At 68.7% G+C, this 12,510-nt stretch carries 9 protein-coding genes and 6 pseudogenes; 9 read left to right on the forward strand and 6 right to left on the reverse strand.

Going from position 1 to position 12,510, the window contains the following annotated elements:
- Positions 1–200: 200 nt before the first annotated feature.
- The 4 genes and pseudogenes from ACH4F6_RS33815 to ACH4F6_RS33830 all read left to right on the forward strand — a co-directional run.
- The gene (locus ACH4F6_RS33815; RefSeq protein ID WP_397964203.1) at positions 201–842 is read left to right on the forward strand and encodes a carbonic anhydrase; all 642 of its coding nucleotides are present in this window, start codon (positions 201–203) and stop codon (positions 840–842) included.
- Between the two features lie 296 nt (positions 843–1,138).
- Positions 1,139–1,534, forward strand: a complete 396-nt coding sequence (locus tag ACH4F6_RS33820; protein ID WP_397964204.1) for a hypothetical protein — start codon at positions 1,139–1,141, stop codon at positions 1,532–1,534.
- A 202-nt stretch (positions 1,535–1,736) separates the two neighbouring features.
- Positions 1,737–2,372: a LysE family translocator gene (locus tag ACH4F6_RS33825; protein ID WP_397964205.1), complete on the forward strand. Its 636-nt coding sequence runs from the start codon at positions 1,737–1,739 to the stop codon at positions 2,370–2,372.
- Positions 2,373–2,648: 276 nt separating this feature from the next.
- Positions 2,649–2,849, forward strand: a pseudogene (locus ACH4F6_RS33830) (AAA family ATPase); the annotation flags it as partial.
- 465 nt (positions 2,850–3,314) lie between these two features.
- Here the strand turns inward: ACH4F6_RS33830 and ACH4F6_RS33835 are convergent.
- Both ACH4F6_RS33835 and ACH4F6_RS33840 read right to left on the reverse strand, forming a co-directional pair.
- A pseudogene (locus tag ACH4F6_RS33835) lies at positions 3,315–3,527 on the reverse strand (transposase); the annotation flags it as partial.
- A 10-nt stretch (positions 3,528–3,537) separates the two neighbouring features.
- Positions 3,538–3,879 carry a hypothetical protein gene (locus tag ACH4F6_RS33840; RefSeq protein WP_397964206.1) on the reverse strand — a complete coding sequence of 114 codons (342 nt, stop codon included), beginning with the start codon at positions 3,877–3,879 and terminating at the stop codon, positions 3,538–3,540.
- A gap of 537 nt (positions 3,880–4,416) precedes the next feature.
- Between ACH4F6_RS33840 and ACH4F6_RS33845 the strand changes: the two genes are divergently transcribed.
- Positions 4,417–4,743, forward strand: a complete 327-nt coding sequence (locus ACH4F6_RS33845) for a hypothetical protein (RefSeq protein ID WP_397964207.1) — start codon at positions 4,417–4,419, stop codon at positions 4,741–4,743.
- A 120-nt stretch (positions 4,744–4,863) separates the two neighbouring features.
- A pseudogene (locus ACH4F6_RS33850) lies at positions 4,864–5,091 on the forward strand (transposase family protein); the annotation flags it as partial.
- A 29-nt stretch (positions 5,092–5,120) separates the two neighbouring features.
- On the opposite strand, the gene ACH4F6_RS33855 reads toward ACH4F6_RS33850, so the two are convergent.
- Positions 5,121–5,690, reverse strand: a complete 570-nt coding sequence (locus ACH4F6_RS33855) for an SMI1/KNR4 family protein (protein ID WP_397964208.1) — start codon at positions 5,688–5,690, stop codon at positions 5,121–5,123.
- A 431-nt stretch (positions 5,691–6,121) separates the two neighbouring features.
- Between ACH4F6_RS33855 and ACH4F6_RS33860 the strand changes: the two genes are divergently transcribed.
- Together ACH4F6_RS33860 and ACH4F6_RS33865 are read left to right on the forward strand one after the other, a co-directional pair.
- Positions 6,122–7,075 carry a site-specific integrase gene (locus tag ACH4F6_RS33860; RefSeq protein ID WP_397964209.1) on the forward strand — a complete coding sequence of 318 codons (954 nt, stop codon included), beginning with the start codon at positions 6,122–6,124 and terminating at the stop codon, positions 7,073–7,075.
- A gap of 119 nt (positions 7,076–7,194) precedes the next feature.
- Positions 7,195–8,757, forward strand: coding sequence for an FAD-dependent monooxygenase (locus tag ACH4F6_RS33865; protein ID WP_397964210.1), 1,563 nt, complete (start codon positions 7,195–7,197; stop codon positions 8,755–8,757).
- Positions 8,758–8,816: 59 nt separating this feature from the next.
- Here the strand turns inward: ACH4F6_RS33865 and ACH4F6_RS33870 are convergent.
- Positions 8,817–9,704, reverse strand: a pseudogene (locus tag ACH4F6_RS33870) (DUF4158 domain-containing protein); the annotation flags it as partial.
- A 103-nt stretch (positions 9,705–9,807) separates the two neighbouring features.
- Positions 9,808–10,622 (reverse strand): annotated as a pseudogene (locus ACH4F6_RS33875) (IS5 family transposase).
- Between the two features lie 194 nt (positions 10,623–10,816).
- Between ACH4F6_RS33875 and ACH4F6_RS33880 the strand changes: the two are divergent.
- Positions 10,817–11,407, forward strand: coding sequence for an SMI1/KNR4 family protein (locus tag ACH4F6_RS33880; RefSeq protein WP_397964346.1), 591 nt, complete (start codon positions 10,817–10,819; stop codon positions 11,405–11,407).
- 15 nt (positions 11,408–11,422) lie between these two features.
- On the opposite strand, the pseudogene ACH4F6_RS33885 reads toward ACH4F6_RS33880, so the two are convergent.
- Positions 11,423–12,281: pseudogene (locus tag ACH4F6_RS33885) on the reverse strand (IS5 family transposase).
- Positions 12,282–12,510: the final 229 nt, after the last annotated feature.

The raw sequence follows: 12,510 nt of genomic DNA on the forward strand, positions 1-12,510 counted from the left end.
TGCCCGCGCAGCTGGTCAGCGTCACCGCGCGCCGGGCGGAGCAGAGCGAAACCGACCGCGACGGCGACGCCTCCCGCCCGCTGCACGAGGCCGCCCTGGCCCGGCGCCTGGGGCGCCCAAGCCGTCAGTATCTGCCGACCTGGCGATGACAGAGGGGACCAGGCGGTGCGACGGCTGGTGCCGGCTCGTAGGCTGCTGGCATGAGCGAGATCAAGACCCCGACGCCCCGTGACGCCTTCGAACTGCTGCTGGCCGGTAACCAGCGCTTCGTGGCCGGCACCCCAGAGCACCCGAACCAGGACGCCACCCGCCGCGCCGAGACCGCACCGTCCCAGCAGCCCTTCGCCGTGCTGTTCGGGTGTTCCGACTCCCGGCTGGCCGCCGAGATCATCTTCGACCGCGGCCTGGGCGACCTGTTCGTGGTGCGCACCGCGGGCCACGTCATGGGCCCGGAGGTGCTGGGCAGCATCGAGTTCGGCGTGGAGGTGCTGGGCTGCCCGCTGGTCGTGATCCTGGGACACGACTCGTGCGGCGCGGTCGGCGCGGCGTGTGCCGCCCTGGAGGACGGCATGACGCCGGCCGGGTACGTCCGGGACGTCGTCGAGCGGGTGACCCCCAGTGTGCTGGCCGCGCGGGCCGCCGGACAGGTCGAGCCCGAGGAGATCCTCGCCGAGCACGTGAGGCACACCGCCGACCTGATGCTGGACCGCTCCCGGGTGCTCGCCGAGAAGGTCGCCGCCGGGCAGACCGCCGTGGTGGGCCTGCGTTACCGCCTGGCCGACGGCAGCGCGCAGCTCGTCGCCTCCCGCGGTCTCGATGTGGCGGGGATCGCCGCATCCTGACCTCTGTCGGCCGCGGCTGATCAGCGTGATGTGCCGCGGCCAGAGGGACAACGGCGGAGTGCGTGCCGGAGGTGCCTGCGATGGAGGCTGCCTCCCACGGCAGCGGACGCGCTCGCGGTTGACGGCCGCATGTCCCGCCTGTGGTGGAGCGTGTCAGGGGCCTGGCTGTCACCGGCGTCGCGTCAGGGGCTGCGAGCGGTCGAAAGCCGCTGGTTCGCACCAGAGGCGGTCACTCAACGTGACCCGTCATCGCGTCGCGGGCGCGCCATGACGGTACCTCTTGGCAGAATGTACAGGTGCAGCCACTGCAGGTTCCCTGCCCTGCTCACCTCGTCCCGGACGCCACCGGCACCAACGCCTTCCATGACGCCTACCGCAATGCCGTGACGCACAACGCTGTATTCGTCGCCATCGAATCCGAAGGCCAGCAGTGGACCGTGAAGGCGGACACCCTCGCCGCCGGCTCCGGCCACATGGTCGCCGGTGCCGTCAGCGATGCCATCCGGGCCGCGATCCTCCGCCTGGTCGACCACCACGAGGTCGATCTCGGCGCCTCCGCAGGACCGGTCCACTTCATGGTGCACAGCGTGCGGAACGAAGAACGAACTCGCCGCCGCACTCCACGCTGCCCTCTCCAAAGCCCTTGCACCCCTGGCCCGCGCCGTCCTTCCCGCATCCTGACACTCTCGTAACCACCCAGGCTGCCGTCATCTCCTGCGTCTTCCGGCCGTACGCGGCCGCGGTAGGGAACAGCTTCTTGAAGGCACGGCGTCGGTGGTGGTCACACCGTGGGCCGGAGCCGGCTGGCGATTGCCGGTCCCGGCAGCCGGTAGCTCTGGCAGGGTTCTTGAGACGCTCCAGGGCCTGGATCGAGGTCACGACGATAATGCGCTCATGTCATCGTTACTCGCCTTCTCCGCTCTGTCCGTGGTCCTGGTCGTCATTCCTGGACCCGCGGTCATGCTGGTCCTCAAGAGTGCGGTTGCTCGCGGCCGTGGCCCGGCGCTCCTCACCGCGCTGGGAGTCCTGGTCGCCGATCTGGTGTGGGCCGCGGCCTCGGTTGCGGGCCTGACCGCCCTACTCGTTTCCTCGCAGATCGCGTTCGACGTGGTTCGGTACCTCGGAGCCGCATACCTGGTCTACCTCGGTATCAAGCTCCTGGTGGCCCGGGTCTCCGCCACGTCGCCGGAGCACGGCGCAGTGCCCTCACGCGTGGGCGATCCGCACAGCCGGCTGCGCGCGTTCCGGGAAGGCCTTGTCAGCGACCTCTCCAACCCGAAGACGGTGATCGTCTTCACCAGCGTCATCCCCCAGTTCATCGACCACGGCGCGCGGCCTCTCGACACCCTGATCCTCGGTGTCGTGTTCGCGGTGATCGGCTTCCTGTCTCTGGTCGCATACGCCCTCGTCTTCAGCGCCGCTGCGAAGATGCTGCGCGACGCGCGGGTGACCCGCGCGATTCTCCGTGTGGGGGGCGCGATCCTGGCGGCGTTCGGTGTCGGACTCGCGGTCGAGCGCCCCGCCGTGTGAACCGCTACCACGCTGCCTTCGTCGGATACCCGACTCACCCACTCCGATCACAAAGAGCTACCTGTCACTTCGCGGCAGCCGACAGCACGGCGAGCACCCCCGCTGACCGGCTTGAGGCCGGTCCACCCGGACATCACGTCGGGTGGACCGGCTCATTCGGGTCGGGTGACCAGCCGGCCCCCACAGACGCCCTGTTCGAATCGCAGGAGTGCACCCCGCTGTCCGAAGTCGTAAGCAGCGCTGCGATCCTCGTGAACCGAGCCGACCGGCAAGGACGTGAACGAACCCAACGACTCGCCGGGGGACGCCACGAACGTCACCCGCGAAGCCCGTGAGCCGCTGGTCGCCGCCGCCAAGCGGCACGACATGCCTGTCATCGTGGTCTTGATGGCCACCCCGGCGTCCGTGTGCGTGGAGCGCCAACGTCCGCGGCCGGCCAACCGCACCGTGCCGGACGACACAGTGCGTGCGCAGCACAAGGCGATGGTTCACTCCCCTTCCACGCTGCTGGCGGAGGGCTTCAACGGGGTGGTCTTCGCCGACAGCCTCTGCCAGTTGCTGCCCTGCCTTCAGCGGCTGAGCAAGACGCGGATCGCCGATCGCGGCCTGGACGGCGGCGCAGGACTGGGCGATCTGCTGCTGGTGCGCCAGGTGTTCGGCCCGGAAATCCTGCCGCCGTGGCGGTGGAAACCCGGCTCCGACATCGCCGACGATGACCGTGTCGGCGAGATCCACCTCGACCAGCAGTGGGTCCGCTTTGGGGCCCCTGCGTGCGGCCCGGACGGAGGTGGGGGTGCCCCCGGCGAAGCCAGGAGGAGAGTCGATCACCGCCCGAAACCAGTCCAGCTGGTTCTTCGACCGCATTTTGTTCAGCAGCAGCTGGTGCAGTTGGTCCCAGACGCCGGCCTCGTTCCAGGCCGCCAGGCGGCGCCGGCAGGTCATGCCCGAGCCGAGGCCGAGCTCCTGGGGCGGGTACTCCCCCAGGATGCCGGTGTGCAGGACGAACAGGATGCCGCACAGGGCCTGACGGTCGGGCACCCGAGGCCGTCCCTCCACCTGCTTCGGCGGCGGCTCGGGCAGCAACGGCTCGATGAGCGACCACAGTTCGTCCGACACGGTCCACGACCGCGACCGACGCCTCCCCCCTGCCCACACCAACGAGCGATCAAGCCGACAGCCACATGATCGAACCGCTTCTGTGAGAGCCAGTTACACGTGACTGGCCGTCGCTGACTCGACCTTGGGAATCTGCACCACGTGACCACTGGCCACGTCGACGGCCGACGTGCCCGAACAGGCCACTCGTCGCGATGGCGACCAGCCCCCGCTCACCGATCCCCCCGAAGTACACCGGCTCGCTCAGCGGCCGGTACTCGTATCCGATCAACCCGCCTGGGATGCCGGTCTCCCCGAGATCCACAGCGATCTGGGTGGGCATCTCGGGTCGGGCCTCGATGGGGATCAGGACGAACTCGGGCTTCGGCAACTGCGGCAGCGGCCGGCTCACGGGAGGATCCTCTCCTGACGGACTGTCCGGCAAGACCCATGCGCCCGCGAGACGAGCGACGCATGCCGGGCGGCCGCGACATCGCCCAATCAAGCCTGCATATGCCCGCAAGGGAGCCAGGCCACTCGGCTACTGCGTCGAGGGCGTGGAAATGCCAGGCCCGATCTGTGCCCGGATGCGAGGGCAGGAGTCGTGTGGCAGAGTTCTGTTGTCGGCATATGCCAACTGCCTGGGGCCCCCGGTACGGGATCGGGACTTGACGGAAAACCCGCCATAGAGGGTGTCAGTTTCAGCGGCACAGCCCCCATCCCGGGTTCTCACTAAAGACTGTCCTGCAATTCAATGACCTCGCCCATCAGTCCAAGCTCACCCACTCAACGGGCTTCCGTTTGGGCCGGTTTCAGCCAGGAGCGAAAGTCGTTCATCGAGGCAGAGCAGGCGCCGGCAGGGTGAAATCTGAGTTGCGGGAAAATCTTTATCCACCGAATTGCCGGTTGCCCCTGGCGTCCGAATACCTCATGTGAGGTGAAACAAGCAATGGCACGCAGTTTCAGAAAATTCTACCTGAACCAGCAGGGGCGCGTCGCAAAGAATTTCAACATCGGCGGCTTCGACATCACGAACAGCTCCGCGGTCTTGGTGACGGCGGCCGAATGGAACCCTGTAGGCGCGTTCGGCCCCACCATTGACACGAGACTGAAGGTCAACGGGCCCAACGTGTGGGTATCGAACATCGTCCCGCACGGCGGCCCCACCGAAGCCGGCGGGGTCGAGTTCATGCTGCATGTGGACTCGAACCAACCCATCGCCGTCGCTGTCACGATCACCGTGTTCGAGCGCTGCGAGGCAATCCAGGGCCCGTGAAGGTTCCAGCGGGAGTCCCAGCGAGTGATCAGCAGGGCGCTGCGAAGTGTCAGGCCAGCCGGTCTGTTCCTCAGTACTCCAGCAGCGGTTCGTGTCCTGAGCTGTGTTTTCGGTGGTGGCGAACGTCAGGGCGTTCCCGTTCTCGCCGACCGCGCCTGCATCGGGGCCGGCTCCTGGGTGACCACGCCGATCAGACGTCTTCCGCACCAGGACCTCACAGCGACCCAGCGGACGATCAATCGGGCCCTGTCAGTCGCGTGGGCACCAGTCGAATGAAGCGTCGCGAGACTGAGATCCTGGCGCATCTTCCGCAGAGCCCGCTGCGGTCCCAATCGCATGACGGTCATCCAGTTGGGGCTGACACGAGATCTTTTGTTTCACGACCAGACGAGTCGCCCTTCGGCGACCTCACAGACCGGATGGTTTCCATCGGCGACCTTCGTCAGCATCTCCGCCACCGAGTCGAAATAGTGAGCCAGCGATTCGTACTCGCCCGTGATCGTGATCTCACCCACGAACCACCTGCCGACACGCCCGTCCCGCACGTCGATGAACTTTCCCATCCAGCCGTCCTGGTCCGACAGAAAGGGGATCCACTCATTACGCCAGAATGGATCGTCAGGCCGGTCCGGAGGATCGAATCCACCGGGCATGAAGCGATTCGCGTAGAGCTTCTCCATCGCCCGGATGCCCAGAAAGAAGCTTCCTTCGTCCGGGAACCCGGCGAAGCCGCAACATGCCACATCGTCGTCGACATCTTCCTCAGGAAGATCCAGGTTGTTCTGCAGCAGCCACGCCCGCAGATCCTGCGGAAGGGGGATACCCATCCGGTCCTCGGCGGCCGCGAGCATTTGTTCCGTAGCGGGCCCGGGCAGATCCGCATGATCGGCCGGGGCATGCTGCCGAAGAAGATTCATCACGCGGGACCAGCTCTCCGCCACACTCATTCCCCTCTACCCTCTTTACACGGCTGCCCCCGTACGACTGCGTCACTGGGGGTCGGAGCGCCGACCGGAGAACCTCGCAGGGATGGTACTCCGAGCAAGCTTCCTGCCTCCATCCCACGACCACCTTGAGGCCCGAAGTGCAGGACTGACCGCTCAGCGAGGTGGCCGCCCGCCAACTCCTCGCAACAAGGCCGCTGTGCCCGGCGGACCCAGCCGAGGAACCTGCACGGCACCAGCGAGGACGACGTCCGCCGTGGCGCCCTGCAGAAGAACCGCACCGGCCGCCTGGCGAGGCCGTCGAGTACACAGACCGAACCACTCCGCTCCTGCGTTTCCTTGCCGAATTGCTCTTGGGCCCCGGGCCAGTTGGCCGGAGCCCGCATCAGCTCCCAGCGCATGACGTCAGTCGCCAAGGTCGTCCTCACCCTGACGTGGCGAAGCTGGAAACGCTCACTGTCCGCGCGGCGGACGTGTTTCTCGACTCGCTTGGTAACCCGAACACGGTCCAGGACTACAGGATCGGGGGAGGCAAGACTGCCGAACGGCTCGGCAAGGCCCGGCCACTGGCGTCGGTTGCGGACGACGAGGTCGGCGAGGCCTTCGAACTGCTCTGGGGCACCGCGGTGGTCAACACCTGGAATTCCCGCCGGGCGGGGGTGCTGTCCTGGCTCGGTCGGTGCCGTGAGCGAGGTTACGAGGGACCGATGCTCCCGGCCTGGGCGAAGCGGCTGGTGGTGCCGGACTCCGAGACCCCGGCGCGCTCCAAGATGGCGATCGACCGGCTGATCGCGCGGCGCGAGGTCCACCTGCAGGAGAAGACGCTGTGGCGGATGCTCTACGAGACCGCCGGGCGGGCCGAAGAGGTCCTGGGCGTCCATATCGAGGAGTTGGACTTCGCCGGGCGTCGTTGCCTGGTCAAGGCCAAGGGCGCCCGAACCAAGGCCCGCCGCCGCGGCCAGGCGCGCGAGGACTACGTGCTGGAAACCGTGTGCTGGGAGGCCGGTACCGCCCGGCTCCTACCCCGGCTGCTCAAGGGCCGCACCCGCGGACCTGTGTTCGTCACCCACCGCCGTCCGGGGCCGGGCAAGGTCGTCAGCCCCCGCGACGTCTGCCCGGACACCGGGCTGGCCAGGCTGTCGTACGGGCAGGCCCGAGCACTGCTGGACGAGCACACTGCCTTCCGCGGCCCCGGTGCAGGCTGGGACCTGCACGAATACCGCCACTCCTCTCTGACCCACCTCGGCGAGCAGGGATCGTCGCTCCTGATGCTCATGGCGAAGTCCCGGCGCAAGAAGCCGGAGAACGTCCGCCGCTGCTTCAAGCCGTCCCCAGAGGCGATCGCCGAGCTCACGAGCCTGCTCGCTCCCGGCGATAGCAGCCGATGAGCCTCGTTCCTTGAGCGTTGTCAGCGCTAACTGTGCCGACCCCCTTCTCCTCGCGGGGCCGACCCCTTGACACCGCGGCGCCTTTTTGGCCTTTTTGGCCCTCGGTCATAGTCGGCGCCATGGACTATGACGTAGTGGTGGCCGGGGGCGGCCCGGTCGGACTGATGCTGGCCTGCGAGCTCCGGCTCGGAGGCGCGCGGGTGGCCGTCCTGGAGCGCCTCACCGAAGTGGACCCGACGATCAAGGGCGGGGCGATCACTACGCCCAGCGCCGAGGCGCTCTACCGCCGAGGCATGCTGCCCGCGCTGGCCAAGGTGCAGCGGCAGGCGATGGGCCGCTTCCAGGCATTCATTCGGGAGCGGAGCGGCGGGGACGGAGGTGGGGCCGCGGGTCAAGGGCTCGGGTTCGTCGGGCACTTCGCCGGAATCATGCTGCGCGCCGACTTGGTCGACCGTACGGAGCCGGGCCTCGGCGACGCCGGACCCGCCGCCGAGATCGCTTTCGTGGCGCAGCAGGACATCGAGCGGCTGCTCGGCGGGCGGGCGGGCGAGCTCGGCGTCGACGTGCGCCGGGGAGTGGAACTGACCGGCTTCGACGCGGATGACGGGGCCGTCACCGTGCGGACCGGCCACGGGGCCATACGCGCCGGCTGGCTCGTCGGCTGCGACGGCGGCCGCAGCGCGGTCCGCAAGCTCGCAGGGTTTGAATTTCCCGGTACGGACCCGGAGATCACCTGTCACCAAGCGGTCGTGGAGATGACCGGCGCCGAGGACCTGAAGGTCGGCTGGACCGCCACGGACACCGGGGTGTACGCCTACGGGCCGATGCCGGGCCGCGTCGTCATCGTGGATTTCGACGGCCCGCCGGCCGACCGGGACGCGCCGGTCACCGCCGAGGACCTCCAGGCGCGGCTGCGCCGCGTGTCCGGCGTGGACGTCACGATCACCGGGGTGCGGACCGCGACCCGCTTCACCGACCACGCCCGCCAGGTCACCGAGTACCGCAAGGGCCGGGTGCTGCTGGCGGGCGACGCGGCGCACGTGCACTCCGCGTTCGGGAGCCAGGGGCTGAGCCTGGGTATCGGGGACGCGATGAACCTCGGCTGGAAGCTCGCCGCGGTGATTGGCGGCCGGGCTCCGGAAGGGCTGCTGGACACGTATACCTCCGAGCGGCACCCGGTCGGTGCGTGGGTCCTGGACTGGACCCGGTCCCAGGTCGCGGCCATGCGCCCGGATCCGCAGTCCCGGGCCCTGCGCGAGATCGTCAGCGACCTGGCGGGGACGGTCGTGGGCACCACGTACCTCACCTCACGGCTCAACGGTGGCGGGGTGCGGTACGAGCTGCCGGGCGAGCACCCGCTGACCGGCCGCAGCACCCCGGACCTCGAACTCACCGACGGCAGCCGCCTCGCGGACCACCTCCACGGCGGCCGGGCGCTCCTGCTCGACCTCACCGACGACCAGGAGCTCCGGACCCTCGCCGCGGGGTACGCCGGCCGCGTCGACACCCTGACGGCCGGCTGCCCGTCCCGCCCGGAACTGGCGGCGGTCCTCGTCCGTCCGGACGGCTTCACGGCCTGGGCGGCCGACGCGGGGGCGCAGGCGCCGATGTCGACGGTCGGGCTGGCGGAAGCGCTGGAGGGGTGGTTCGGAGTGCCGGAAGGTGCGGTGACGCCGGACTGATCCGCTGCTCCGGCCGCCGTCCACCCCGCCCGCGCTACGAACCTCCTACCGCACCTGCCAGCACGCATAGCCGCTACGCCCTCCGGCGTGGCGCCGAAGTCGACCACCGTCACCAGGAGCTTCAGGAACGGCCGCACGGTGCCGAACCGGGTGACCAGCTGGGCCCGCCATGCCTCGTCGGCGTCCGAGTCGAGCGGCGGGGTCAGCTCGAACAGCGCGGTGATCGCCGCGGCCGGCTCATGCCGGGGCACCACCTGCTCAATCCGCTCCCACATCGCCGCCGGCGTCTCCACCTCGGTCGGGCTGATCTCCCCGGTGTCGGTGTCGACCTGCTCGCTGGTGGTGTCGAACACGATCTGGAACGCGGCGGCCGGCTTCGCCGACGCCCTCTCCACCCGCGGCAGGGTCTTCAGCTTCTCCTTCGCCGTCTCCCTCACCGCGGCCACCAGCCGGGTCAGCGTCGTCACCCCGGGCAGCAGCACCCGCCGCTCACGCAGCCACCCGGCCGCCGCGTCGAACAGTGCCTTCGGCCCCTCCCCGGTCGTCCAGGCCCGCGCATCCACCCACGCCCGCAGCTCCGCCTCCATCTCGGCGAACTCCGTGTACTCCAGGACCCGCCGCAGCTCACGAACGTGATCGAGCCGGGTGTTCTCCCGCTCGCCGTACGCCTTCAACGCCGACGCGTTCGCGACGCCCAACTGCTCGGCGAGGTAGTCGACCGCCTCCGCCGGCACGTCCGTCGGATCCTCCAGGAACACCCCGAGGAACCGCACCGTGGTTATCTGCACCGCGAACCCGAGCCGGTTGCGGGCCCGCCGCTACGGCTCGATCAACGCCCGGTCCGCGTCGTCCATGAAGAAGAACCGCTCCAACTCCGTACGGGACGGCGCCCCGTCGTACGCCGCATACTTCGCGGCTTGCTCACCCGTCAGAAACTCGACCGGCACCCCGGACCTCCAGACAGTCAGTGATCAATACGACTGCCGAAGGCTCCGCCCCCGCCGAACCCCAGGTCAAAGCGCTTTCAAGCCCTCCAGGGGCTTACTGGCCCTAACAAAGTTTCTGGACGTGCCGGTGGGTGATCAGGCAGACGGCGAGGCCGAGGAAGGCCTCGTGGATGTCGTCGCGTCTCTCCATCGGATGCGCAGGCGGCGGAAGCCGTGCAGCCAGGAGACCGTGCGCTCGACGACCCAGCGGAAGGTGCCCAGGCCGATGCCGTGCGGCTGGCCGCGTTCGGCGATCACCGGGCGTATGCCCCGCGCGCGAAGGAGCCGACGGTACTTGTCATGGTCGTAGCCGCGGTCGGCGGAGAGCACGTCCGGGCGGCGTCGGGGGCGGCCGACCACCCCGGCGACCGCCGGGATCTTGTCCAGCAGGGGCAGCAGTCGGGTGACGTCGTGGCGGTTTCCGCCGGTCAGCGACACCGCGAGCGGGATGCCCTGGCCGTCGGTGACGAGGTGGTGCCGCTGCCCGGGCGTGCGCGGCCGACCGGGCCGGGGCCGCTTTGGGGCCCCTGCGTGCGGCCCGGACGGGGGTGGGGGTGCCCCCGGCGAAGCCAGGAGGAGAGTCGATCACCACCCGGGACCAGTCCAGCTGGTTCTTCGACCGCATTTTGTTCAGCAGCAACTGGTGCAGTTGGTCCCAGACGCCGGCCTCGTTCCAGGCCGCCAGGCGGCGCCGGCAGGTCATGCCCGAGCCGAGGCCGAGCCCCTGGGGCGGGCACTCCCCCTGGATGCCGGTGTGCAGGACGAACAGGATGCCGCACAGGGGGCCTGCCGGTCGGGCACCCGAGGCCGTCCCTCCACCTGCTTCGGCGGCGGCTCGGGCAGCAACGGCTCGATGAGCGACCCCAGTTCGTCCGACACGGTCCACGACCGCGACCGACGCCTCCCCCCTGCCCACACCGACGAGCGATCAAGCCGACAGCCACATGATCGAACCGCTTCTGTTGGAGCCAGTTAGGTTCTGTCTCTTTGGCTTCGCTCGGTGAGACGGAGGTTGGTCTGCAGCTCGGCGTGGTTGACCGCGTGAGCCCGGATGGATGATGTTCTGCATGATGATGCGACCTCCTCGCCGAGGCATAGATCCTGTCGTACCCCCGGTCGCGACGTCCTGGCGCCGCATCGACGGTTGGTTGTCCCGACACGCGTCGAAGGCTCTGGCAGACCTCAGGCCCCCGGCTTCGTGGCAGTCCATTCAGGAAGCCGAGGCACGCTTGGGGTTCCCGCTTCCTGCGGATCTCCGCGAGTCGCTGCGGTGTCACGACGGAGATACATCCCTGCTGGGTGTGCTCCCCTGTCGGAGGCTGTATTCGGTGTCGGAGATCATCGAGGTCCGCGAGATGCGGATGGGGATATGGGAACCGGACGACCCGGACCAGGCGCAAACGCCCTGGTGGGGCACGAAGTGGGTTCCCGTCTCCGGAGGTGACGGAGACGACCACTTCATCGATGCCGGGGAAGGGATGTGGCGCAACCACCTCGGCGATGCTGTTCACGATGACCAGGCATGTTTTCTGGGGTGGCCGAGTCTGGGTTCATGGCTCCACGAAGTGGCGGAAGCCATGGAGCATCACGGTCAGTCGTCCTGGTTCGGCGCGGTGACCGCCCCCGAGGTCGACAGCAGCGGAGACATCGACTGGTGGAACTGAGTCCTGCCTCCTTGATCACCTTCGCACCCAGATGAGGATGCTCGCGAGGTGGAGGGCGGCCCGGTAGGCGATCGCGAGCTTGTCGGTTCGCATGGCCAGGCCGTGCCACTGCTTGAAGCGGTTGATGCATCGTTCGATGGTGTTGCACTGCTTGTATGCCTCGGCGTCGAAAGCGGGCGGTCGGCCGCCGGCCCGGCCGCGTCGGAGACGGTGGCCGGCCTGGTCGCTGGGCTGAGGGATGACGGCACGTATGCACGCCGGCGAAGGTGGCTCCTGATGGCTCGGGATGAATACGCGCGGTCGGCCAGGACGGCATCCGGCCGCGTCCTCGGTCTCCCGGGCCCACTTCGCGGAACGCGGATGCCGGCCATGACGGCCTCAAAGGCCGGTGCGTCACCTGCCTGCCCCGCGGTGACGCGGATGGCCAGCGGCCGCGCATGGCTGTCGCCGGCTAAGTGGATCTTCGTGCTCAAGCCGCCTCGGGAGCGTCCCAGCGCGTGGTCTTCGGGTTCGGCCCGGCCTGACGCCCCCTTTTCCAGGCACCGGCAGCGTGCTGGTGGGCTCGGCAGACGGTGGAGTCCACCGACACGGTCCAGCCGATGTCGTCAACGTCATCGGCCGCTGCCAGGAGCGCGACGAGGATCCGTTCCCAGATGCCGTCCAGGGCCCACCTGAGCAGCCGTTTGTGAGCGGGTCCGGAACGAGCCGAGCTCGTCCGGCAGGTCCCGCCAGGGTGAACCGGTGCGGTACTTCCACGCGATGGCCTCAAGGGTGCGGCGGTGGTCGGCCCACCGCCGCCCACGGACCGAATCGACCGGCATCAGCGCTCGATCCGGTCCCACATCGCATCAGTGATCACTAACCGGACGGACACATCCGATCAACTGACCAACGGATCAAAGAGACACGGCCTAGGTGTGTTGTCCCGGGACGTTGGTGACACGCGTGCTGGGTGCTTGAACGGGTGAGGGCCTTCTGGGTTCGGCGTGGATTGCGACATCTACCGCCGACCGCCAGGAGGCCCTCGTGTCCCACCGTAATGCCCCGCTGACGCCGACCGGCAGGCTGCGTCTGGCCCGGTGTGTCGTGGACGATGTAGGAAG

It is taken from the genome of Streptomyces sp. NPDC017936 (assembly GCF_044328485.1).
Lineage (GTDB): Bacteria > Actinomycetota > Actinomycetes > Streptomycetales > Streptomycetaceae > Streptomyces.

What these genes read in the sequence shown, in the direction of transcription:
- ACH4F6_RS33815 (WP_397964203.1), top strand. Translation starts at nt 201, where the DNA reads ATGAGCGAGATCAAGACCCCGACGCCCCGTGACGCCTTCGAACTGCTG.
- ACH4F6_RS33825 (WP_397964205.1), top strand. Translation starts at nt 1,737, where the DNA reads ATGTCATCGTTACTCGCCTTCTCCGCTCTGTCCGTGGTCCTGGTCGTC.
- ACH4F6_RS33845 (WP_397964207.1), top strand. Translation starts at nt 4,417, where the DNA reads ATGGCACGCAGTTTCAGAAAATTCTACCTGAACCAGCAGGGGCGCGTC.
- ACH4F6_RS33855 (WP_397964208.1), bottom strand. Translation starts at nt 5,690, where the DNA reads ATGAGTGTGGCGGAGAGCTGGTCCCGCGTGATGAATCTTCTTCGGCAG.
- ACH4F6_RS33865 (WP_397964210.1), top strand. Translation starts at nt 7,195, where the DNA reads ATGGACTATGACGTAGTGGTGGCCGGGGGCGGCCCGGTCGGACTGATG.
- ACH4F6_RS33880 (WP_397964346.1), top strand. Translation starts at nt 10,817, where the DNA reads ATGCGACCTCCTCGCCGAGGCATAGATCCTGTCGTACCCCCGGTCGCG.